Source organism: Mycobacterium sp. NGS15, assembly GCF_059813245.1.
Window position 1 is genome coordinate 87,251 of record NZ_JCALEF010000007.1, and the last position, 22,336, is coordinate 109,586.

At 65.9% G+C, this 22,336-nt stretch carries 20 protein-coding genes; 5 read left to right on the forward strand and 15 right to left on the reverse strand.

Going from position 1 to position 22,336, the window contains the following annotated elements; all coding sequences use genetic code 11:
• Positions 1-26: 26 nt before the first annotated feature.
• From AC5Y5C_RS21305 to cobN, 3 genes are read right to left on the reverse strand one after another with little or no spacing between them, the layout of a single operon-like run.
• Positions 27-428: a PPOX class F420-dependent oxidoreductase gene (locus tag AC5Y5C_RS21305; RefSeq protein ID WP_499976744.1), complete on the reverse strand. Its 402-nt coding sequence runs from the start codon at positions 426-428 to the stop codon at positions 27-29.
• A 10-nt stretch (positions 429-438) separates the two neighbouring features.
• Positions 439-843 (reverse strand): PPOX class F420-dependent oxidoreductase, encoded by a 405-nt coding sequence (locus AC5Y5C_RS21310; protein ID WP_499976263.1) that lies wholly within the window; start codon positions 841-843, stop codon positions 439-441.
• A gap of 9 nt (positions 844-852) precedes the next feature.
• A complete protein-coding gene (cobN, locus tag AC5Y5C_RS21315; protein ID WP_499976265.1) occupies positions 853-4,470 on the reverse strand; it encodes a cobaltochelatase subunit CobN in 3,618 nt (1,205 codons plus the stop codon).
• Positions 4,471-4,503: 33 nt separating this feature from the next.
• On the opposite strand from cobN, the gene cobG reads away from it, so the two are divergent.
• Genes cobG through AC5Y5C_RS21330 form a run of 3 tightly spaced genes read left to right on the forward strand, consistent with a single transcriptional unit; the run spans position 4,504 to position 7,799 of the window.
• Positions 4,504-5,664 carry a precorrin-3B synthase gene (gene cobG / locus AC5Y5C_RS21320; protein WP_499976267.1) on the forward strand — a complete coding sequence of 387 codons (1,161 nt, stop codon included), beginning with the start codon at positions 4,504-4,506 and terminating at the stop codon, positions 5,662-5,664.
• Between the two features lie 9 nt (positions 5,665-5,673).
• Positions 5,674-6,300: a precorrin-8X methylmutase gene (locus AC5Y5C_RS21325; protein WP_499976269.1), complete on the forward strand. Its 627-nt coding sequence runs from the start codon at positions 5,674-5,676 to the stop codon at positions 6,298-6,300.
• Positions 6,297-7,799: a precorrin-2 C(20)-methyltransferase gene (locus AC5Y5C_RS21330; RefSeq protein WP_499976271.1), complete on the forward strand. Its 1,503-nt coding sequence runs from the start codon at positions 6,297-6,299 to the stop codon at positions 7,797-7,799. The genes AC5Y5C_RS21325 and AC5Y5C_RS21330 overlap by 4 nt, the downstream gene beginning before the upstream one ends.
• Here AC5Y5C_RS21330 and AC5Y5C_RS21335 read toward each other — a convergent pair.
• The 4 genes from AC5Y5C_RS21335 to dprE2 are packed head-to-tail and all read right to left on the reverse strand — an operon-like array spanning position 7,771 to position 11,216.
• Entirely contained in the window at positions 7,771-8,499 is a 729-nt protein-coding gene (locus AC5Y5C_RS21335) for a cobalt-precorrin-6A reductase (protein WP_499976273.1), read from the reverse strand. The two genes, AC5Y5C_RS21330 and AC5Y5C_RS21335, sit on opposite strands and share 29 nt — an antisense overlap.
• Before the next feature lie 20 nt (positions 8,500-8,519).
• Positions 8,520-9,275 carry a precorrin-4 C(11)-methyltransferase gene (gene cobM, locus AC5Y5C_RS21340; protein WP_499976275.1) on the reverse strand — a complete coding sequence of 252 codons (756 nt, stop codon included), beginning with the start codon at positions 9,273-9,275 and terminating at the stop codon, positions 8,520-8,522.
• The gene (cbiE, locus tag AC5Y5C_RS21345; protein WP_499976276.1) at positions 9,272-10,456 is read right to left on the reverse strand and encodes a precorrin-6y C5,15-methyltransferase (decarboxylating) subunit CbiE; all 1,185 of its coding nucleotides are present in this window, start codon (positions 10,454-10,456) and stop codon (positions 9,272-9,274) included. The genes cobM and cbiE overlap by 4 nt, the downstream gene beginning before the upstream one ends.
• Positions 10,457-10,490: 34 nt before the next feature.
• A complete protein-coding gene (dprE2, locus tag AC5Y5C_RS21350; protein WP_499976746.1) occupies positions 10,491-11,216 on the reverse strand; it encodes a decaprenylphospho-beta-D-erythro-pentofuranosid-2-ulose 2-reductase in 726 nt (241 codons plus the stop codon).
• A 101-nt stretch (positions 11,217-11,317) separates the two neighbouring features.
• On the opposite strand from dprE2, the gene AC5Y5C_RS21355 reads away from it, so the two are divergent.
• Positions 11,318-11,743, forward strand: a complete 426-nt coding sequence (locus tag AC5Y5C_RS21355; protein WP_499976278.1) for a F420-dependent biliverdin reductase — start codon at positions 11,318-11,320, stop codon at positions 11,741-11,743.
• Here the strand turns inward: AC5Y5C_RS21355 and AC5Y5C_RS21360 are convergent.
• Positions 11,740-12,882 (reverse strand): M24 family metallopeptidase, encoded by a 1,143-nt coding sequence (locus AC5Y5C_RS21360; RefSeq protein ID WP_499976279.1) that lies wholly within the window; start codon positions 12,880-12,882, stop codon positions 11,740-11,742. The two genes, AC5Y5C_RS21355 and AC5Y5C_RS21360, sit on opposite strands and share 4 nt — an antisense overlap.
• A gap of 93 nt (positions 12,883-12,975) precedes the next feature.
• Between AC5Y5C_RS21360 and AC5Y5C_RS21365 the strand changes: the two genes are divergently transcribed.
• Entirely contained in the window at positions 12,976-13,911 is a 936-nt protein-coding gene (locus AC5Y5C_RS21365) for a 5'-3' exonuclease (RefSeq protein WP_499976747.1), read from the forward strand.
• Between the two features lie 57 nt (positions 13,912-13,968).
• On the opposite strand, the gene AC5Y5C_RS21370 is transcribed toward AC5Y5C_RS21365, so the two are convergent.
• From AC5Y5C_RS21370 to pafA, 7 genes are all read right to left on the reverse strand, one after another.
• Positions 13,969-14,676 (reverse strand): DUF4333 domain-containing protein, encoded by a 708-nt coding sequence (locus tag AC5Y5C_RS21370; protein WP_499976281.1) that lies wholly within the window; start codon positions 14,674-14,676, stop codon positions 13,969-13,971.
• Between the two features lie 90 nt (positions 14,677-14,766).
• On the reverse strand, positions 14,767-17,553 hold the full coding sequence (locus AC5Y5C_RS21375; RefSeq protein WP_499976282.1) for a DEAD/DEAH box helicase: 2,787 nt from the start codon (positions 17,551-17,553) through the stop codon (positions 14,767-14,769).
• Positions 17,550-18,422 carry a twin-arginine translocase subunit TatC gene (tatC, locus tag AC5Y5C_RS21380; protein WP_499976748.1) on the reverse strand — a complete coding sequence of 291 codons (873 nt, stop codon included), beginning with the start codon at positions 18,420-18,422 and terminating at the stop codon, positions 17,550-17,552. Before tatC ends, AC5Y5C_RS21375 begins: the two co-directional genes overlap by 4 nt.
• A gap of 112 nt (positions 18,423-18,534) precedes the next feature.
• Entirely contained in the window at positions 18,535-18,801 is a 267-nt protein-coding gene (tatA, locus tag AC5Y5C_RS21385) for a Sec-independent protein translocase subunit TatA (protein ID WP_499976750.1), read from the reverse strand.
• Between the two features lie 57 nt (positions 18,802-18,858).
• Complete coding sequence (locus tag AC5Y5C_RS21390) at positions 18,859-19,824, reverse strand: helix-turn-helix transcriptional regulator (protein ID WP_499976284.1); 966 nt, start codon at positions 19,822-19,824, stop codon at positions 18,859-18,861.
• Complete coding sequence (locus AC5Y5C_RS21395; protein WP_499976287.1) at positions 19,821-20,855, reverse strand: helix-turn-helix transcriptional regulator; 1,035 nt, start codon at positions 20,853-20,855, stop codon at positions 19,821-19,823. The genes AC5Y5C_RS21390 and AC5Y5C_RS21395 overlap by 4 nt, the downstream gene beginning before the upstream one ends.
• A gap of 105 nt (positions 20,856-20,960) precedes the next feature.
• Entirely contained in the window at positions 20,961-22,319 is a 1,359-nt protein-coding gene (gene pafA / locus AC5Y5C_RS21400) for a Pup--protein ligase (protein WP_499976288.1), read from the reverse strand.
• Positions 22,320-22,336: the final 17 nt, after the last annotated feature.

Below are 22,336 nucleotides of genomic sequence, written 5' to 3' on the forward strand. Positions count from 1 at the left end.
CCGGGTTCCCGGTTCGGTGTTCCGGGTCAGGCGGTGATGGCCAGCCCAATCGTGCCGCTGCTGCCGCGCCGCAGCACGCTGGCCTTGACCAGAACCCACCCCAGCAGGCCGTACTTCCGGGTGATGGCCGCGCGCGCCCGCTCGGTGCCCTCGGCGTCCAGGACTCGCGCGGTGCCCTCTATCTCGCCGCTGCGCACCTTGCCACGTACGTCACAGAGGGCCAGCGTCACGCGCGGGGTGTTGCGGATCCGGCGCACCTTCCAGGACGTGCTCTCCGTCCACACGAGAAGCTCACCGTCCTCCGGTGCCGCCCACACCGCGGCGGGTTTGGCCCGACCGTCCTTGGTGTAGGTGGTCAACAGGACGTATTTGGCGGCACAGACGTCGTCGAACGTCGGCACCGGGAGGTTCGCACCCATGCCGACCAGTCTAGGAACGTCACGGCGTCTCCGGCGCACCGAGCGTCACCGAAATACCGACCCTGGCGCCATTGCGCCGATCCAGCCACGCGGTCACGATCCGGCTGAGTAATCCGTACCGTCTGACGACTGCAGCCCGGATACGCGCCACCGAGACCGGATCCTCCACGATGACCGCGGTGGCCTCGGCAACCGGACTGATCACCCGGCCGTGCTGTGTGCAGACCGCCACCCGCACCTTCCGGTCGCGCCGGATCCGCCGGACCTTCCAGGTGTTCGCACTCGTCGTCAGCAGGAGCTCATCGCCCTCGGCGACGAAGCCCATCGGAGTCGGCTTGGGCACACCGTCTTTGGTGAACGTGGTCAACAGGATGTAGCGCCCTGCCGTCAGCATGCCGATGTCCAAGCCGTTGTTCCGGGCCATGTTCCGATGCTACGACTCCAGCTCGCCCTCGGTCTCCAGGAATACCGACCGCAAATCATCCAAAACTTGCTGATCGGGCTTCTCCCACAGGCCCCGGCTGGCCGCCTCCAGCAATCTCTCGGCGATGCCATGAAGGGCCCACGGATTGGACTGCTGCATGAACTTGCGGTTCTGCTCATCGAGTACATAACTGTCGGTGAGCTGCTCGTACATCCAGTCGGCCATCACGTTCGCCGTGGCGTCGTACCCGAACAGGTAGTCGACGGTGGCAGCCATTTCGAAGGCACCCTTGTAGCCGTGGCGGCGCATCGCCTCCAGCCACCGCGGGTTGACCACGCGAGCACGGAAAACCCTTGTGGTCTCTTCGGATAAGGTGCGGGTACGCACTGCGTCCGGCCGAGTGTTGTCACCGATGTACGCCGCCGGAGCCTTACCGGTGAGCGCCCGCACCGCGGCGACCATGCCGCCGTGGTACTGGAAGTAGTCATCCGAATCGGCAATATCGTGCTCGCGGGTGTCGGTGTTCTTGGCGGCAACCGCGATCCGGCGATACTGGTGACGCATATCCTCACTGGCGGCGGCACCGTCGAGTCCACGGCCATAGGCGAATCCGCCCCACGCGGTGTAGACCTGCTCCAAATCCGAGTCGTTGCGCCAGTTTTGACTGTCGATCAGCTGAAGCAGCCCCGCGCCGTAGGTACCGGGCTTGGAGCCGAAGATGCGCATGGTGGCGCGTCGCCAATCCCCATGCTCGGCGCGATCCGCTTCGGCGTGCGCCCGCAGATAGTTTTGCTCAGCGGATTCGTCGAGACCCGCCACCAGCGCGACCGCGTCATCAAACATGGTCACCACGTGAGGGAAGGCGTCGCGGAAGAAGCCGGAGATGCGCACCGTGACATCGATCCGTGGGCGCCCGAGCTCTGCCAAGGAGATCACCTCCAGGCTCACCACGCGCCGGGAGGCCTCGTCCCATACCGGCCGAACACCCAGGAGCGCAAGGACTTCGGCGATATCGTCACCGGAGGTCCGCATCGCGGAGGTTCCCCAGATAGAAAGACCGACAGACCGCGGCCAATCTCCGTAGTCGGTGCGATATCGCTCCAACAGCGAGTCCGCCATGGCCCGCCCGGTCTCCCAGGCCAGCTTCGACGGAACCGCCTTGGGGTCCACCGAGTAGAAGTTGCGGCCGGTCGGCAGCACATTGACGAGCCCGCGCAGCGGCGAGCCAGAGGGTCCGGCCTCGATGAACCGGCCGTCCAGGGCGCGCAGGACCGCGTCGATCTCACCGTTGGTGCCGTCCAGCCTGGGCACCACCTCGGTCGCCGCGAACCGCAGGATCTGCGCGACCTGAGGGTCATCGCTGAGATCGCCCACCGCATCGGGGTCCCAGCCCGTGCCCTGCAACGCAGTCAGCATCGAATGTGCCTGCTGGTCAATCTCATCCACGCGCACACGGTCATCGGTGCCGTCCTCAGCCAGCCCGAGCGCCTGACGCAATCCGGGTACCGATTGCTCACCAGCCCACATCTGGCGGGCGCGCAGGATCGATAGCACCAGATCAACCTGAGCTCCCCCGACGGGCGCGCTGCCCAGAATGTGCAGGCCATCGCGGATCTGCACATCTTTGATCTCACACAGCCATCCGTCGACATGCAGCAACATGTCGTCGAAGACATCCTCGTCAGGGCGATCCTGAAGCCCCAGATCGTGGTCCATCTTTGCCGCGCGCATCAGCGTCCAGATCTGCTGGCGGATGGCCGGTAGTTTGGCCGGATCCAGCGCCGAGATGTTCGCGTGCTCATCGAGCAGTTGCTCCAAACGCGCTATATCCCCATAGGTTTCGGCACGCGCCATGGGCGGGATGAGGTGGTCGACCAGGGTCGCGTGTGCGCGCCGTTTGGCCTGAGTGCCCTCGCCCGGATCGTTGACCAAGAAGGGATAGATCAGCGGCAGATCACCGATCGCGGCGTCGGTAGCGCAATCTGCTGACAGCCCAACGGTTTTCCCGGGCAACCACTCCAGATTGCCGTGCTTGCCCAGGTGCACCAAAGCATCGGCACCGAACCCGCCCTCCTCGCGCGCGGCCGACAGCCAGCGGTACGCGGCGAGGTAATGGTGACTGGGTGGCAGGTCGGGATCGTGGTAGATAGCTACCGGATTCTCCCCGAATCCACGGGGCGGCTGCACCAGGAGCAGGATATTGCCTGCCTGTAGCGCAGCAATCACGATATCGCCATCGGGGTTGACGCTGGTGTCGACGAACAGTTCGCCCGGCGGCGGGCCCCAGTGCTTGACCACCTGTTCGGCGAGCCCAGGCGCCAATCGGGAGAACCATTCCCGGTACTGTCGCGCCGGTACACGAATGGGATTGCCCGCCAGCTGTTCCGCGGTCAACCAGTCCGGATCTTGGCCACCTCGCTCGATGAGCGCGTGAATCAGTGTGTCCCCGTCGCCGTCCGTGGCGGGACGACCGGTGGCGGGCAGTCCGGGAATGTCACCGTCGGCGCCCACGTCATAGCCCGCCGCACGCATGGCGGTCAGCAGTGCCACCGCACTCGCCGGAGTGTCCAGCCCCACCGCGTTGCCGATCCTGGCGTGCTTGGTGGGATACGCAGAGAACACCAGCGCTATCCGACGCTCACCGGCGGGGATGGACCGAAGTTTTCCATGCCGCAACGCGATACCCGCCACCCGCGCGCAGCGCTCCGGGTCGGGCACGTAGGTGATGAGGCCGTCGCTGTCGATCTCCTTGAACGAGAAGGGCACGGTGATAATGCGACCGTCGAATTCGGGAACCGCGACCTGGGTGGCGACGTCCAACGGACTCATACCGTCGTCGTTGGCGTCCCAATCATCGCGGGGGCTGGTCAGGCACAGCCCCTGCAGGATCGGGATATCCAGGGCCGCAAGGTGGCCGACATTCCACTCGTCGTCGGCTCCTCCGGCTCCCACGGCTGCCGGGGTCGCACCACCGGCGGCCAGGACGGTGACCACCATCGCGTCGGCGGCCGCCAGTGTCTCCAGAAGCTCCGCCGGCGCGGTACGCAGCGACGCGCAGTACACCGGAAGTGCCCGTCCTCCAAGGTCTTCAATGGCGGTGCAGAGAGCCTCGATGTACGCGGTGTTTCCGGCCAGCTGTTGGGCGCGGTAGTACAGCACCGCGATGGTCGGACCGTCGGCATTCCGGGCAGCGCGCTGTAGCACCCCCCAGGCCGGGTTTGTCACCGGTGGTTCGAAGCCGATCCCCGTCATCAGGACGGTGTCGGACAAAAACGCGTGCAGCTGCCGCAGATTCGCCGTCCCGCCCTCGGCCAGGTAGTGGTGGACCTGCAGGGCGACGCCGCCCGGGACGGTCGAGCATTCCATGAGCTCGGCATCGGGGGCCTGTTCACCGGAGACCACGACGGCCGGCACACCGGAGGCGATGACGGCGTCGATGCCCTCCTCCCAACCGCGACGGCCACCGAGAAGCCGAACAACCACCGCACCCATCCCGTCGAGCAGGTCCGGCAGGTCGTCGACGTGGATACGAGAAGGGTTGGCCCATCGATAGTTCGCACCACTGGCACGCGCACTCAGCAGGTCGGTGTCGGATGTCGACAGGATCAGGATCGGGGCATTGCTCACAGGACATTCGTACCGTAGTCCTACGGTGAGTAGGTGACCCGCTCCAGCCCCGACGACGCGTGCCCCGGTGCGCTGCGTCTACACGAGGCCGCCGACGGAGCGCTGGCGCGCATCCGGCTGCCCGGCGGAATGGTCACGTCCGCGCAGTTGGCCGCGTTGGCGCGGGCCGCCGGCGACTACGGCGCGCCGGTGTTGGAACTGACCTCCCGGGGCAACGTTCAGCTTCGATCGATCCGCGACGCGGACGCGGCGGGCACCCTCTTATCGGAGGCCGGGCTGCTGCCGTCGCCGAGCCATGAACGGGTGCGCAACATCGTGGCCTCACCGCTGTCGGGGCGGTCCGGCGGCTTCCCGGATGTGCGTCCGCTGGTTCTCGCGCTGGACCATGGGCTGATCTCTTCTTCCGTTCTCGCCGACCTGCCGGGCCGCTTTTTGTTCAGTCTCGACGACGGGCGCGGCGATATGGCGGCCATGGGTGCCGATATCGGACTGCGGCACGACCCGGCTGGGTGGCGACTGATTCTCGGCGGCCGCGCCACGTCGATGTGCGTTGACGACCCCGATGCCGCCGTGGCACGCGTGCTCGCGGTCGCGCAGACCTTCGTGCACATTCGCGGAAATGCGTGGCGCGTCGCGGAACTGCCGGATGCCGCCGAGACCCTTGCCGAGGCAATCGACGCGACGCTGGTCGAAGGCCCATCCGAATCAGCGGCCGCGGTGCGTGCGCCCGTGGGATGGATCGAGCAGCGTTGCTCGGGTGACTCTTCCAACGCCTTGGTGACGCTGGGCGCCGCGGTTCCGTTGGGTCAGCTTCCGGCGAAGGTTGCCGCACTGTTGGCGGCGGCCGAGAAACCTGTCGTGATCACCCCATGGCGATCTGTGCTGCTGTGCGATCTGCCCCATGAAGACGCTGACGTGGTGCTGCGGGTGCTGGCACCCCTGGGCCTGGTATTCGACGAGCGCTCCCCTTGGCTCAATGCCAGTTCGTGCACCGGACTACCGGGATGCGGGCGTTCGCGGGCCGATGTGCACGCCGATGTACGGCTCGAAGTGGCCGAAGAGATCGCCAGCGGTGTCCATTCCCCGGTGCATCGGCACTGGGTTGGCTGTCCACGGGCCTGCGGCTCTCCCACCAAGGGTCAGGTGCTGGTAGCGACGGAGCTGGGTTATCGACCGCTAGAGCGGCACCCGTAGGGTTATCGCGTGCTGGACTACGTGCGAGACGGAGCCGAAATCTACCGGCAATCGTTCGCGACCATCAGGGCCGAGGCCGATTTGTCGGCATTCCCCGATGACGTCGCGCGCGTGGTGGTCCGGCTCATTCACACCTGCGGTCAGGTCGATCTGCCCGGCGAGATCGCCTTCAGCCCCGATGTGGTGACGCGCACCCGGGCCGCCCTGGACGCAGGTGCCCCCATTCTGTGTGATTCGTCGATGGTCGCGGCCGGGATCACCCGCTTGCGCCTGCCCGCCGACAACGAGGTGGTGTCCCTGGTGGCTGATCCGCGCGCCGCAGATCTGGCCCAGCGCACCGGGACCACAAGGTCAGCTGCCGCCGTTGATCTTTGGGCCGATCGGCTGCCCGGGGCGGTCGCCGCGATAGGGAATGCCCCCACTGCGCTGTTCCGCATCCTCGAACTCATTGACGAAGGGGTTGCTCCCCCGGTGTCGGTCCTCGGCGGCCCGGTTGGTTTCGTCGGCTCGGCACAGTCCAAACGGGAGCTGATCGACCGTCCGCGTGGCATGGACTATCTCTTGGTGCGGGGACGACGGGGCGGCAGCGCGATGGCCGCCGCCGCAGTGAACGCGATCGCGAGCTCCACAGAATGACACAGCATGAGCATGTCCGGGGAACGCTGTGGGGTGTGGGTCTGGGCCCCGGCGATCCCGAGCTGGTGACCGTCAAGGCGGCCCGGGTCATCGGCGACGCCGATGTGGTGGCGTTTCATAGTGCGCGGCATGGTCGCAGCATCGCCCGGTCGATCGCGCAGCCGTATCTACGGCCCGGCCAGATCGAGGAGCATCTCGTCTACCCGGTCACCACCGAGACGACGGAGCACCCGGGCGGATATCGCGGCGCAATCGACGATTTCTACGAAGAGTCCGCGAATCGGATTGCCGCCCACTTGGATTCCGGCCGCAACGTGGCATTGCTCGCCGAGGGCGATCCACTGTTCTACAGCTCGTACATGCACATGCACCGCCGTCTGACCGATAGGTTCGATGCGGTCATCATCCCCGGCGTGACATCGGTCAGCGCCGCTTCCGCGGCCACCGGGACGCCCCTCGTCGAGGGCGACGAGATTCTCACCGTCATCCCCGGCACCTTGCCTGCCGAGGAGATCGCAAGCAGGCTTGCGGATCTCAAATATCGAGGCGCCGCGGTCATCATGAAGCTGGGCCGCTCGTACGGCACCGTCCGGCAGGCATTGGACACCTCCGGCATGCTGGACCGTGCCTACTACGTGGAGCGGGCCAGCACCGCGGCGCAACGGGTGCTTCCCGCTGCCGATGTCGATCCGTCCTCGGTGCCGTACTTCTCGCTGGTCCTGGTTCCCGGGGCGCAACCCATCGTTGACGCCCGACTCGACGGGATGGTGACGGTCGTCGGTCTGGGCCCGGGCCACCACGATTGGACGACTACCGAGGTGCGTCAGGAACTGGCGCGCGCCACCGACCTCATCGGCTACGGCCCGTACCTGGATCGCATCCCCGCCCGAGACGGCCAGGTCCGTCACGCCAGCGACAACCGCGACGAACCCGCACGCGCCGAACTGGCCTTCAAACTCGCGGCGAGCGGCCGTCGGGTCGCGGTCGTGTCCTCCGGAGACCCCGGTGTGTTCGCGATGGCTGCGGCGGTGATGGAAGAGGCCCGCGCGTGGCCCGATGTCACGGTCCGAGTACTTCCGGCGATGACCGCGGCACAGGCGGTCGCGAGCCGGGTGGGAGCACCCCTGGGGCATGACTATGCGGTGATCTCGCTGTCCGATCGTCTCAAACCCTGGGAGATCATCGAATCCCGGCTACGTGCCGCGGCGGCGGCAGATCTCGTGCTCGCCGTGTACAACCCGGCCTCGAAGTCGCGGACATGGCAGGTGGCATCCATGCGCGATGTGCTGCTGGAACACCGCGACCCCGCGACGCCTGTCGTACTGGGACGCGATGTCGGCGGCGCAGGAGAATCCGTGCGAGTGACGACACTGGGCGAGCTGGACCCGTCAACGGTCGACATGCGCACCCTGCTGATCATCGGGTCCTCACAGACTCAGTGGCAGGACACCGATTCCGGGCCTCAGGTCTTCACACCTCGGCGGTATCCCGCTCCGTAACCCATTGCTGCGCCGCGTCCACGGTCGTCACCGTGTAAACGTTATCCGGCAAAGCGGGCCTTTCGATCATCACGACGGGAATGCCCAGCGCCGCAGCGGCTTCCAACTTCGCGGAGGTCATCGTTCCCCCACTGTTCTTGGTGACCAGAACCTCGATCTCATACTGGCGCATGAGCTCGGTCTCCTCGTCGAGCGAGTATGGCCCCCGGGACAACAACACATGGTGCCGCTCGGGTAGCTCATCGGCGGGCACCGGCTCTACCACGCGGATCAGAAACCAGGCGTCCGAAAACAGGAACGCCCCGATGCTTGAGCGCCCCGAGGTGAGGAACACCCGCGAAAAACCCTGCGCCACCACCGCATCCTTGGCCTCGGCCGCGGAGGACACCACGGTCGCATCTCCTGCCGGCCAGGGCGGGCGGCGCAGGACGAGATGTGGGATGGCCAGCCGCCCGCAAGCCGCTGCGGCGTTCTCGGTGATTGTCGCGGCGAACGGGTGGGTGGCATCGACCACCGCATCAATATTGTTGTCCAACAACCATTTCCGTAGCCCCACCTCGCCACCGAAACCTCCGATGCGCAGCCGGCCCGCCGGTACCGCCGGGTTGCGCACCCGCCCCGCGAGCGAGGTGATGACGTCGAACCGGGGGGCGAGCCGTTCGGCCAACTCGCGTGCCTCTGCCGAACCTCCGAGGATCAAGACCCTCCTTAGTGCTTCCATCAGTGCGAAGCCCCTCTATGCCGTCCCGCCGAGTACAGATAACTGTCGGTAAAACCCTCTGCCGCAAGCGCCTTCCCCACGAAGATGACCGCCGTCTTGGCGACGCCCGCTTCCGCCATCTGCCCGGCGATGTCCGCAAGGGTGCCGCGAAGGATGATCTCTGATGGCCAGCTGGCGTACGCGACGACAGCAACCGGCGTCTCCGGCGGATACCCCCCGGCGACGAGATCGGCTACGACGGTATCGATTTGAGCCGCCGCCAGGTGCAATGCCAGCGTCGCCCCCGGCGCGGCAAGAGTGCGCAGATCTTCGCCCGCCGGCATCGCGGTGGACAACGTCGAGACCCGGGTGATCGTCACAGTCTGCGCAACGCCGGGGACGGTGAGCTCGGTGCCCAATGCCGCCGCGGCAGCGGCGAAGGCCGGAACACCCGGCACGATCTCATGGCCGATGCCGAGCGCGTCCAGCCGACGGCACTGTTCGGCGACCGCGCTGTACAGCGAGGGGTCACCCGAGTGCAGTCGAGCGACATCCAATCCCTGTGCGTCGGCGCCGGTTATCTCCTCGATGATGGCGTCCAAGGTGAGGGGCCCGGTGTCGATGATCCGGGCGTCCGGCGGGCACACGTCCAAAAGGTCACGCGGCATGATCGATCCCGCGTACAGGCAGACCGGGCACCGCTGCAGAATGCGCTGCCCGCGTACGGTGATGAGGTCGGCGGCACCCGGCCCGGCACCGATGAAGTAGACCGTCATGGCTTTTCCGCGCTCCATTGAGTGACAGGCAGCCGGGATCTCCAGCTGGTGAAGCCCCCGAGGGGGGCGGCATCCTCGACGCGGTACCGGCGCAGCTCTCCCCCGTGGCCGGAATACCATCGCAATAAAAGCGCTTCCGATTCCGCGGTCACCGCATTGACGACAATCCGGCCTCCACGCGGTAGCCGCTCCCAGCAGTGTTCAAGCAATCCTGGCCCGGTAACGCCGCCACCGACGAAGATCGCATCCGGAGCGGTGGCCTGCTCGAAATCCTTTGGTGCCGAGCCGAAAACCTCGATATCGACGCCGAATTTCGTCGCGTTGGCCGCGATGGCAGCCCGTCGCGACGGCTGGATCTCAAAGGCCGAGGCGCTACAGCCGGTGCCACTACGCGACCATTCGATCGCGATGCTGCCCGATGCCGCGCCCACGTCCCACAGCCGCTGGCCCGGCCGCGGCGCCAGCGACGCCAAAGTGACTGCCCGGATCTCGCGCTTGGTGATCTGTCCATCATGTTCGAACACACTCTCGGGCAGCCCCGCGACCAGCGGCAGGACTGTGACATCCGCTGCCGGAACATATTCGACGGCAATGACATTCAATGCATCACCGGATGAATGACTCCACTCACAGGCAACCCCGGCGAAGGAACGCTCGGCGGCACCGCCCAGTTGTTCCCAGACCGTCAGTTGTGAAGCACCGAGCTCGGAGTCGGTCAGGGTTCGCGCTAGCTCGCCCGGGGTGTTGGCATTGCGGCTCAGCACCACGGCACGCCCACCGTATCTGCGGGCCGAGTCGGCCGGTGCGTTCACCAGGCTGATGACCTCGACATCGTTCACCGCCCAACCCATTCGGGCACAAGCCAACGACACACTGGATACGTGCGGAAACACCCGCACCCGCTCGGCGCCGAACAGCCGGGTCAGGGTGGTGCCGACGCCGTGCAACATGGGATCACCGCTGGCAAGGACGTGGACATCGCCGAGACCGTCGAACATGGTGGGCAACGCGGGCAGCAGCGGAGAAGGCCATACTCGACATTCGGCAGCCAGGGATTCTTCCGCGAGAAGTTCCAGCTGGCGCAGTGAGCCGAAAATGACTGATGCACGCTGCAATTCATGGCGAGAACGCGCCGAAAGCCCGTCGACTCCGTCCGCGCCTATCCCGACCACGGTAATCATCTCTGCTCGACCCTCCTCGTCCGAGGCCGGGAACTCATCGCGGCATCCTGCGCCATACAGACGACGGTACCCACCGCATGATGAATGCCAGCGTTCCCAGTGCTCGCGGAATCCACACGGTGCGCTTCCCGCGCCGCAATGCCCGCACGGTCGCCTCCGCCACCTGGGGCGGTGTACTCGCCAACGGCGCCGGTGACATGCCCGCCGCCATCCGGCCGATCACGAAGCCGGGGCGCGCGATCAACAGATGCACACCGGAACCGTGCAGGGCGTCGGCCAGCCCACTCGCGAAACCGTCCAGGCCCGCCTTGGCGGACCCGTATACGTAATTCGCACGCCGCACTCGCCATCCGGCGATCGACGAGAACACCACCAACGCGCCGCGGCCGGCGCCGCGCATGCGAACGGCCAGCTGAGTCAACAACGCGACCTGTGCCACGTAATCGATGTGCACGATCGCCGCCGCATGGGCGGGATCTGTTTCTGCCCGGGCCTGATCGCCGAGCAGCCCGAACGCGAGGACCGCCACGTCAATGGCCCCATGTCGCTCGATGATCGCGGCCAACACCGACTCGTGGGTATCAAGCCGGTCGGCATCAAACTCGACGCGGTCGACGGCAACGGCACCGGCCGCACGGACGCGCCGTTCCTCGTCGTGCAGGTCATCGGCCCGGCGCGCCCCCAGGACCACGGTGTTTCCGGGCGCGAGGCGAGTGGCAACCTCGAGCCCGATTTCGCTGCGGCCACCGAAAATCACCACCGTCGACGGTCGTCCCGCAAGCGGATATTCCCCAAGCTGGCCGGAGTGTCGCACCGTGTCGGTCACGTCAGCGATTATGTCCTGCGCTAGCGTGAGAGTTGATGCCGAACACCCCTACGACTCGACTTACCGACGATGCGCTGGCTTTCCTCTCCGAGCGCCATCTCGCGATGCTGACCACGCTGCGGCAGGACAACAGCCCGCATGTGGTGGCTGTCGGTTTCACCTTTGACCCCGCCACCCACATCGCGCGGGTCATCACCACGGGCGGGTCGCAGAAGGCTGTCAACGCCGAGCGCGGTGGCCTCGCGGTGCTGAGTCAGGTCGACGGTGCCCGTTGGCTCTCCCTGGAGGGTGCGGCCACCGTCGTCACCGACAAGGAAGCCGTGCGCGATGCCGAGCTGCGTTACGCGCAGCGCTACCGCACCCCACGCGTCAACCCGCAGCGGGTAGTCATCGAGGTCAAAATCGAGCGGGTGCTGGGCTCCTCGGATCTGCTGAACCGCGGCGACACCCCGGCTGATTAGCGGCCGAGCGGTACCACCGTGAGGCCGTGTGGCCGTGAGTTCACCGACTCACAACCGTTTTCGGTGACGATGACGATGTCCTCGATCCGTGCGCCCCACAGTCCCGGAAAGTAGATACCCGGCTCGATACTGAAAGCCATGCCCGGCTCCAGAATCAGGTCGTTGCCCTCGACGATGTACGGCTCTTCGTGTACCGATAACCCGATGCCGTGTCCGGTCCGATGCACAAATGCCTCGCCCATCCCCGCCTCGACGAGAACCTGACGCGCAGCGGCATCCACGGACTGGGCGCTTACGCCGGGGCGGGCAGCCCGAACCGCAGCCTGCTGCGCCTGCTCAAGAATCGAAATCCGTTGAGCCACATCCGGGTCAGGGGCACCAATGCTGTAGGTGCGAGTGCTATCGGAGTTGTAGCCCGGCTCGTAGCTGCCACCGATATCCACCACGACGATGTCCCCGGCCTGCAGCTCACGGTCGGAGGACTCGTGGTGCGGGTCGGCCCCGTGCGGGCCGGAGCCCACGATGATGAACGCAACCTCCGAATGCCCCTCGGCCACAATCGCTTCAGCGATATCGGCGGCCACCTGCGCCTCTGTGCGCCCCGGCACCAGGAGCTCGGGCACCAGCGCGTGCACCCGGTCGATAGCGCTACCGGCCTTGCGCAGCGCGTCGATCTCGGAGGCGTCCTTGACCATGCGCAGTCGGCGCAGCACCCCGGTGGCCAGCACCGGCACCGACCCGATCAGTTCGGTGAGCGGCAGCAGGTGCAGTGCGGGCATCGACTCGGTGACTGCCACGGTTCCTGACAGAGCACTGCCCGTCGAACCCACTGCCGCATGCACCAGCGCGTAGGGATTCTCCCCGTCGACCCAGTCGCTGATCGGGATGTCGAGGTCGCCGATCGCCGAATCCTGCAGGGCCGCAAGTTCCATCCGGGGAGCGACCACGGTGGGCGTTCCCGAGGCGGGCACCACCAGCGCGGTGAGCCGCTCAAAGGTCTGCGCGCGCGACCCTGTCAGGTACCTCAGGTCGTATCCGGGTGTGATAACCAGACCCGCTACCCCCGCGGCGGTGGCCTCCTGTGCGGCTCGCTGCAGGCGAGTGGCGTACACATCGGATTCGAAACGCTGGGCTGCCATACGGTCCAGGCTATCTGGCATAGGTTGGGTGCCGTGTCTGAAGACCCATCTGATGCTCTTGGCGCCAGCGCCTCACCGCATGAGCGACCCGTCCTGCTCCTCGACGGTGCCAGCCTGTGGTTCCGTTCGTACTTCGGAGTCCCCGATTCCATCAAGTCCCCCGACGGCAGACCCGTCAACGCCGTCCGCGGGTTCCTCGACACGGTGTCGCAGCTCGTCACCCTCCACCGGCCCCATCGGCTGGTGGTGTGCCTGGACCTGGACTGGCGTCCGGCCTGGCGGGTGGCGGCCATCCCGTCGTACAAGGCGCATCGCGTCGTGGAGGAGATCGCGACAGACGTTGACGTCGAAGAAGTGCCGGACGAGCTGACACCCCAGGTCGACATGATCGCCGACATGCTGGATGCGTTCGGTATCGCCTCGGCCGGCGCGCCGGGATTCGAGGCCGACGACGTGCTGGGCACCCTCGCGGCGACCGAACGCCGCGACCCCGTGATCGTGGTCAGCGGTGACCGCGACTTGCTACAGGTGGTCAGCGATGCCCCGGTACCGGTGCGCGTCTTCTACATGGGACGCGGATTCGCCAAGGCCACATTGTTCGGCCCGGCCGAGGTGTCCGAGCAGTACGGAGTGCCTGCCGCGCGTGCCGGTGCGGCGTACGCGGAGCTGGCCCTGCTGCGCGGCGACCCGTCCGACGGCCTGCCCGGGGTCGCCGGCGTGGGTGAGAAGACCGCAGCCAAACTTCTCGCTGAATACGGGTCACTGGCCGGGATCCTCGCGGCGACCGCCGATCCAAAATCGGCGCTGCCCAAGGCGGTACGCGCCAAGCTGCTGGCGGCGTCCGCCTACACCGCGGCGGCCGAAGCTGTGGTGCGAGTCGCGGTGGATGCTCCGGTGACGATCGATCGGGACAGCGACGCCCTGCCCCTGACCGCCCACGATCCACGGCGGGTCGCCGAACTGGCCGCCGAATTGGGCATCGGGTCGGCGATCAAGCGCCTGCAGAAAGCGCTCGACGGACTCCCCTAAAACACAAAAACGCCGAGTGGGCGGATCTGCCCACTCGGCGTTTTCGCGGGAACCGATTTACTTGGGGCGGCCTACCTCGTAGGTGCCCTTGTCATTCTGGAAGGTCACGGTGACCTGGCGCTTGGTGCCGTCAATGCTGACATCGCAGTTGAAGGTGGCGCCCTTCTTCACCTCAGGGTTCTGGCCGTCATTGCACTTGACGTCCTTGACGTTCTTGGCGCCGTATCCGTTGGTCTCGTCGGTGAGAACCTTAGTCACGCCCTCCTGGGCCTTGTTGACGTCCAGGGTCGTGGTCATGGCCCAACCGGGAGCCAGGAAGGCAGTAACCAGCACCACGATCAGGATCACCGCGGCCGCGACGATGCCGCCGATGATCGCGATGGTCTTGGTGGAACGCTGCGGCTTACCGGCACCGAACTGCGGGAACGGCTGTCCCTGCTGCTGCCCGTACTGGCCCGGGTAGCCGGGCTGCTGTCCGTACTGCCCCGGCTGACCGTAGGCGCCGGGCTGTCCGAACTGACTCGGCTCGCCGAATCCCTGCTGACCGGGCTGGCCGAACTGACTCGGATCCCCAAATCCACCAGCCGGGAAACCCGGCTGCTGGTACTGCGGATACTGCTGTCCCTGACCGTAGGCCGGCTGCTGCCAGCCCTGCTCGCCCTGTTGCGCCGGATCTGAGGATTGCGGTGTCTGCCAGGGCTCTTGGCCTTGCCCAGGTTGCGGCGCCCACTGCCCGCCGGGTTCCGTTCCCTGTGGACCGCTCATCGTTCCTCCCGTGTCGCGACATTGTTACTTACCGGTGTTGGTTACCGATGTGAAAGCGTGCTGACGCTCCACCTTAGCGTTTGCTCGACCTTATGTGCCATCAACGGCGACGACGCCACGCCGCACGTCGGCGACCGCGGCCCTCGCCACCGAGCGCACCGCGGTGTCCGGTGCAGCCTTGTTGATTTGGTCGAGCAGATCAACCACTTGCCGGCACCACCGCACGAAATCACCTGCCGGCAGCGCGGTCCCCGTATCTCCGGCCGCCTCCAGCGATGCCGCCAGATCTCCGGTGGTCGCCCATCGGTACACCGCCGTGACGAAGCCCTCATCGATCTCGCGTGTGGGCGAGAGCTGGTGCTGCTGTTCGTCGCGGCGCAGCCAGGCCAAAGCCCGGTGGGTCTCGGCGAGTGCCGCCCGCAGCGCGGCCGTTGGCGCCTCGCCCGTCACCGACACCGCGTCACCTCGCGACTCATACAGCACGGCGGATGCCACGGCCGCCAGTTCCGGGGGTTTGAGCCCCGCCCACAGCCCGCGCCGCAGACATTCGGCCACCAGCAGATCGCTTTCGCTGTAGATACGGGCCAGCAGCATGCCGTCCTCGGTGACCTTCATACCGAGCTCGGCGCTGTCCTCGACATATCCGCGTTCGGTCAGCAGCGCCAGGATGCGGTCAAAAGTGCGCGCGAGTGAATTGGTAGCCGCGGACACCTTCTTCTGCAGTTGAGCGTTATCGCGTTCGATGCGCAGATAGCGCTCTGCAGTCCGTGCCAGCTCCTCGCGGTTGGGGACGCGATGCACCGGATGCTGCCGGATTTCATGACGCAACCGTTCGACCTCGGCTCCGAGATCTGAGCCGCCGGCCTCCGTACCGTTCTTACGGCCCTTCACGGTTTGCGGCCTGCGTACCCGGCCGTCGTCCAGCGCTGATCGCAGGGCCGCGGCCACATCACGTCGCACCTTGGGCTGACGATGCTCGACACGCTTGGGCAGCGCGATGGATCCGAGCGGTTCGGCGCCTGCCGAGTAGTCCGCCGACGAAATCCGGCCGGCCCAACGGTGTTCGGTCAAAACCAAAGGACGAGGATCGTCGTCGTCGTTGGCCGGTTCCAGCACGACGGCCACGCCATTGCGGCGGCCATGTGGGATCGCGATGACATCACCCCGCTTGAGCGCGGCCAGGGCATCGTTGGCCGCACCGCGACGTTCGAGCCGTGATGCGCGCGCGGCGGCACGCTCGCGCTCGGTCAGGTTACCGCGCAATCGGACGTACTGCAGGACCGAACCATCGTGTCCGTCAAGCTCATTGGCGATCTCATCCAGCATTTTCTGACCACGTTCGATACCGCGCACCAATCCCACCACCGAGCGGTCCGCCTGGAACTGCGCGAAGGATCTCTCCAGTAGTTCACGCGCCGGATCGGGGCCCATGCGGTGCACCAGATTGATCGTCATGTTGTACGACGGCGCAAAGGAACTGCGTAACGGAAAGGTGCGTGTGGAGGCCAGTCCCGCGATCTCGCTGGGCTCCACCTCGGGCGTCCACAACACGACGGCGTGCCCCTCGACGTCGATTCCGCGCCGGCCGGCACGCCCCGTCAACTGGGTGTACTCCCCGGGAGTCAATGACGCGTGCTGCTCCCCGTTGAACTTCACCAACCGCTCCAGCACCACCGTGCGCGCGGGCATATTGATACCCAATGCCAGTGTCTCGGTGGCGAATACCGCCTTCACGAGCCCCTTGGTAAACAGCTCCTCGACGGTGTGCCGGAACACCGGCAGCATGCCTGCATGGTGAGCGGCAATACCGCGCAGCAGCCCCTCGCGCCACTGCCAGTACCCGAGCACCTCCAAGTCGCCCTCGGGCAGCCCTTCGGTGCGGCGGTCGATGACGGCGACGATCTCCCGCCGTTCTTCCTCGGTGGTCAGACGCAACCGGGACCGCAGGCATTGAGCCACAGCACCATCACATCCGGCGCGCGAAAAGATGAACGTGATCGCCGGAAGCAGCCCGTCCTCGTCGAGCCGGGTGATGACTTCGGGTCGCGACGGCGGGCGGTAGAGGGTGGGAGGTCTCCCCGAACCCTGGTTCGGCCCTCCCTGATGTGGCCGTCGGCGTGGGCGGTCGAAGTCGGCAAAGCGATCGGCCTGGCGCCGCTGGGCTATGTAGCGCGTGAGCTCCGGATCGACCTGAGATGGATTACCGGCCCCACCCGATGCTCTTCGCCCAAGAGGCTCATCGCCCTCGAACAGGTCGAACAGCCGCCGCCCGACTATGACGTGCTGCCACAAGGGAACCGGCCGGGTCTCATCGACCACCACGGTGGTGTCTCCGCGGACCGTCTTAATCCAGCCCCCGAATTCCTCGGCGTTGCTCACCGTGGCCGACAAACTGGCCAAGGCAACATCCTCGGGCAGATGCAGGATCACCTCTTCCCAGACCGCACCGCGGAATCGGTCGGCCAGGAAGTGCACCTCATCCATCACGACGTACGAAAGACCATGCAGTGCAGGAGAATCCGCGTACAGCATGTTTCGCAGCACCTCGGTGGTCATCACCACCACCGGGGCATCGGAGTTGACCGACGAATCTCCGGTCAGTAGGCCGACTCTCTCCGGCCCGTACACCGACACCAGGTCGTTGTACTTCTGATTACTCAGTGCCTTGATAGGGGTGGTGTAGAAGCATTTGCGGCCGGCCGCCAGGGCCAGGTGTACCGCGAATTCTCCGACGATGGTCTTGCCCGCGCCGGTAGGCGCACAGACCAGCACGCCGTGGCCGCTCTCCAGCGCGGTACACGCGCGCACCTGGAACGGATCGAGAGCGAAACTCAGCCCTTGGGAAAACGCACTAAGTTCGGTTCCGATGCTGGTCACTTGCCCATGTTGTCAAACCGCTCGGGAGGACCGATCGGTTCGGGCGCGGTGATGGCCTCGGGCGCGTCCAATGCGGAGGCCTCGTCATCACTGAGCTCCTGTGCGGCCTCCCGCCTGGCTTTGCGTTTGTCGTGCACACGAGCGACCTGGATGGAGAACTCCAGCAGCAGTGTCAAGGCAAGGCCCAGCGCCGTCATCGAGAACGGATCGGCTCCCGGCGTCGCAAAGGCCGCGAAGACGAACAGGCCGAAGATGATGCCGCGCCGCCAATTCTTGAGCTTGGCGTAGGGCAGCATCCCGACGAAATTCAGCATGATGAGCAGCAGCGGGAATTCGAAACTGACACCGAATACCAGCAGCAGATTGATCAGGAAGCTGAAGTACTCGTCACCCTTGAGCCCGGTGACCTGAACATCGCTGCCCACTGTCAGGAGGAAGTGCAGGGCCTTGGCCAGCACCAGATAGGCCAGGAACGCGCCGGTGACGAACAGCACGGCCGCCGCGGTCACGAAGATGACACCGAACTTGCGTTCGTTGCGGTACAGGCCCGGGGTGATGAAACGCCAGATTTGATACAGCCACACCGGGCAGGCCAGCACCACACCGGCCGTCAGCCCAACCTTGAGGCGCAGCATGAACTGCTCAAAGGGCGCGGTGGCCAAGAGGCGGCAGGCGCCGTCGGCACTGAGATTGGCTCGGGCGCTCGGCGGCAGCGAGCAGTACGGTTCGCGCAGCCATTCACCGAGACTTTCCAGACCGAACATCGTGTGCTCGTACCAGATGAAACCGATGATGGTGGTCAGCAGCACGGCCGCCACCGAGATCAGTAGGCGTGTGCGCAGCTCCTGCAGATGCTCGACGAGCGACATCGTGCCGTCGGCATTCTTGGGTTGTCTGGATTGTCGGCGCAGCCCGAGAGCACCCAGGACCTTATTCATGAACGCATGACCTATCCGGCCGGCCTATCGCGGCGGAACGCGGCTAGGCAGTGGGCTTGTGACCGGGAGTCGATTCGATCGGCGGCGCTTCCACCGCGGTAGCAGGAGGCACTTGCTGCTGCTCCACGGCTTGTGGAGCGTCGGACGCCTTCGCAGCATTTCCCTCGTTTTGCAGTTCTTTGACTTCCGACTTGAAGATCCGCAGCGACTTACCCAGCGAACGCGCGAGGTCGGGCAGCTTCTTCGCCCCGAAGAGCAGCGCGAATACGACGATTACGATTACCCAGTGCATGGGTTGTAGACCGCCCAATGTGGTCACCTCCAGACGTCGTGTATGCCCTGAATGCTACCCCAGGGCCGATTGCGGTCAGCTTGCCTGATAGGCCGTCAGCGCCGCCGCCGCATCAGCGCGTACCCGCCGCGCCAACGACTCCGGTGCCAGCACTCGGATCGCTGAACCGAAACCGAGGACCAGTCGCGCCATCCAGTCCTCGGAGGCGTAGGTCATGGCGGCCTCCACCGACCCATCGGCATGCTGGACACCGGAGGGACGCATCGGGAAGTAATCGAAGACCCAGGATGCGCTCGGACCGACCAGCACCGTTGCCGCGGGAAGCGAGGGGTCCGCCTCGAACAAACCGGTGTCGGTGGCCGTCTGGACCGCGGGTGCGGGGGGCGCCGCGCGCTGGTCGAGAACCTCGGCCTGTTCAATCCTGTCGAACCGGAACAACCGCACGCCCTCCGATGCGCGACACCAGGCCTCCAGGTAGCTGTGATCTCCTACCACCGCGATGCGTACGGGGTCGACAATCCGCTCCGACAACGCATCTCGCGATGCCGAGTAGTACTCGATGCGCAATGCCTTGCCCTTGCGCACCGCCGAGCGTACGGCGGACACCGCCGCGGACTCGACCGCGTCGGAGAGCGGGGGGTATGTCCCGCCGGCGGGGGTTTCGTCGACGGCCCCGACAGCGTCCTCGATTTTGGCGATAGCGCTGCGCGCGGCCTCCGGGTCGACAGTGCCGGGCATGTCCAGCAGCGCACGCAGGGCGACCAGCAATGCCGTCGCCTCCGGCGAAGTGAGACGCAGCGGGCGGTCGATACCGGCCGAGAACGTGACCTCGATGCTCTCCTCGGAGAAGGAGAGATCGATCAGATCGCCGGGACCATAACCGGGCAGACCGCACATCCACAGCTGGTTCAGATCGGCCATCAACTGTTTGGTGGTGACACCGAGATCGGCTGCGGCTTCGGCGGCACTGATACCCGGATTGGCCTGGAAGTACGGAACCATGTTCAGTAACCGCGTCAGGCGATTCGACAGTTCGGTCATGCCGTGACTCCATGAGATCCTCTTCGCGCAAGCGGTTCATCCTCCGCATGCTCCTGAAGACGAGCGATGACTTCTTCGCGCACCTGCGCCGGCTCCAACGCGACTGCATCGGCACCGTGGGAAGCAATCGAGCGAACCAGCCGGTCGGGTGAGGCCACCTCGATTTCGACCACATCGCCATCGCGCTCCCCCAGCCGTCGTGGTTCGACGACAGCACCCATCCGGCGCAGCTCCTGGGCGCGTCCTTCGGCGATCCACACCCGCGCGGTGATCCGCACCGGGCCGTCGCCGACGGCCCTAGCCACGATGGCGCGCAGGTCCACCCCTTCGGGGCGCCGTACCGTCCCCGGTTTGTCGAGCATCGTGACGTCCTCCCCGATGCGGGAGAGCCGGAAAGTGCGGGTCGCGTTCCGATCCCGATCATGGCCGACGAGGTACCAGCGGCCGCGGTCGGTGATCACGCCCCATGGCTCGACGGTGCGCGTGACGTAGGGCTCGGCGCGCGACGGCCGGTGCCCGAACTGCACAGACTGACCGGAGTCGATGGCGGAGAGCAAGATTCGCAGTACGGATTCCGATCCGCGGCCGCCTGGCATGGCTAAGTTTGTCGTGGAGCCCACCACCGAGACGTTCTCGGCGGCCGGGTCCACGTCCACCCCCGCGGCGCGCAGCTTCATCAGCGCGCCCTGCGCGGCGGTGACCAGCTCCGGCGACTGCCACAGCTGGGTGGCTACCGCGACAGCCGCGGACTCGTCGGCGGTGAGGGTGATATCAGGTAGCTCGTAGGCGTCGCGGCGGATGCGATATCCCTCGGTGGCGTCGAAGGACGACACCTTCCCCGTCTCCAGCGGGATGCCCAGATCGCGCAGTTCGTTTTTGTCGCGCTCGAACATCCGGCTGAAGGCCTCGTCGCTCGGCGAGTCCGAATAACCGGCCACCGAGGTACGGATGCGTTCTGCGGTGACATAGGTGCGGGTGGACAGCAGACAGATCACCAGGTTCATCAACCGCTCGACTTTGGAGACCGCCACGGCGGCAAGCTTAGAGGACGACGGCGCGTTTCCTGCCAGCACTTTAGGGGGTGTTGCGAAAGTTTGTTCGAAGTGCGACGGGAAGCCCCGAGATCGAAGGGATCGCTACATGCTGGCGATGAGCCGTTCCACCCGCTCGTCGACGGACCGGAACGGGTCCTTACACAACACCGTGCGCTGCGCCTGGTCATTGAGCTTGAGGTGTACCCAGTCCACGGTGAAATCTCGGCCGGCCTCCTGAGCGGCGGTGATGAAATCTCCGCGCAGCTTGGCGCGGGTGGTCTGCGGCGGCTGGTCGACGGCGGCCTTGATCTCCTCGTCGGTGGTGACACGCGCGGCCAATCCCTTGCGCTGCAGCAGGTCGAACACGCCCCGGCCGCGCTTGATGTCGTGATAGGCAAGATCCAGCTGGGCGATCTTCGGGTCGGACAGCTCCATGTTGTAGCGGTCCTGGTAGCGCTGGAACAGTTTGCGCTTGATCACCCAGTCGATCTCGGTGTCAACCTTCGAGAAGTCCTGGCCCTCAACGGCATCCAATGTGCGACCCCACAGTTCCACAACCTGCTCAACCTGTGCGTTTGGTTCGCGGGTGTTCAGATGCTCGACCGCGCGGGCGTGGTACTCGCGTTGGATGTCCAGCGCGCTGGCCTGACGTCCCCCGGCGAGCCGGACGGGGCGACGGCCGGTGAGGTCATGGCTGACCTCACGGATGGCGCGGATCGGGTTATCCAGCGAGAAGTCCCGGAAGGCGACGCCACTTTCGATCATCTCCAGCACCAGTGCCGCGGTACCCACCTTGAGCATGGTGGTCGCCTCGGACATGTTGGAGTCGCCGACGATGACGTGCAGTCGCCGGTACTTCTCGGCGTCCGCATGCGGCTCGTCGCGGGTGTTGATGATGGGACGGCTACGCGTCGTCGCCGAGGACACGCCTTCCCAAATGTGTTCGGCGCGTTGCGACAAGCAGAAGGTCGCCGCCTTGGGCGTTTGCAGTATCTTGCCCGCGCCACAGATCAGCTGGCGGGTCACCAGGAATGGCAGCAACACATCGGAAATCCGGGAGAACTCCCCCGCCCGCACGATGAGGTAGTTCTCGTGGCAGCCGTACGAGTTGCCCGCGGAGTCTGTGTTGTTCTTGAACAGGTAGATGTCGCCGCCGATGCCCTCATCGGACAGGCGCTGCTCGGCGTCGATGAGCAGGTCCTCCAGGACGCGCTCACCGGCACGATCATGGGTGACCAGCTGGACCAGGCTGTCGCATTCGGCGGTGGCGTACTCGGGGTGGCTGCCCACATCGAGGTAGAGCCGTGCGCCATTACGCAGGAAGACGTTGGAACTGCGGCCCCAGGACACCACGCGACGGAACAGATAGCGGGCCACTTCGTCCGGGCTCAGGCGCCGGTGGCCGTGAAATGTGCACGTGACGCCGAACTCGGTCTCGATCCCCATAATTCGACGCTGCACACTATCGAGCCTACTGT

What these genes read in the sequence shown, in the direction of transcription:
- cobM (WP_499976275.1), bottom strand. Translation starts at nt 9,275, where the DNA reads ATGACGGTCTACTTCATCGGTGCCGGGCCGGGTGCCGCCGACCTCATC.
- AC5Y5C_RS21355 (WP_499976278.1), top strand. Translation starts at nt 11,318, where the DNA reads ATGCCGAACACCCCTACGACTCGACTTACCGACGATGCGCTGGCTTTC.
- AC5Y5C_RS21370 (WP_499976281.1), bottom strand. Translation starts at nt 14,676, where the DNA reads ATGAGCGGTCCACAGGGAACGGAACCCGGCGGGCAGTGGGCGCCGCAA.
- AC5Y5C_RS21390 (WP_499976284.1), bottom strand. Translation starts at nt 19,824, where the DNA reads ATGACCGAACTGTCGAATCGCCTGACGCGGTTACTGAACATGGTTCCG.
- AC5Y5C_RS21310 (WP_499976263.1), bottom strand. Translation starts at nt 843, where the DNA reads ATGGCCCGGAACAACGGCTTGGACATCGGCATGCTGACGGCAGGGCGC.
- tatC (WP_499976748.1), bottom strand. Translation starts at nt 18,422, where the DNA reads ATGTCGCTCGTCGAGCATCTGCAGGAGCTGCGCACACGCCTACTGATC.
- AC5Y5C_RS21330 (WP_499976271.1), top strand. Translation starts at nt 6,297, where the DNA reads ATGACACAGCATGAGCATGTCCGGGGAACGCTGTGGGGTGTGGGTCTG.
- cbiE (WP_499976276.1), bottom strand. Translation starts at nt 10,456, where the DNA reads ATGATTACCGTGGTCGGGATAGGCGCGGACGGAGTCGACGGGCTTTCG.
- AC5Y5C_RS21360 (WP_499976279.1), bottom strand. Translation starts at nt 12,882, where the DNA reads ATGGCAGCCCAGCGTTTCGAATCCGATGTGTACGCCACTCGCCTGCAG.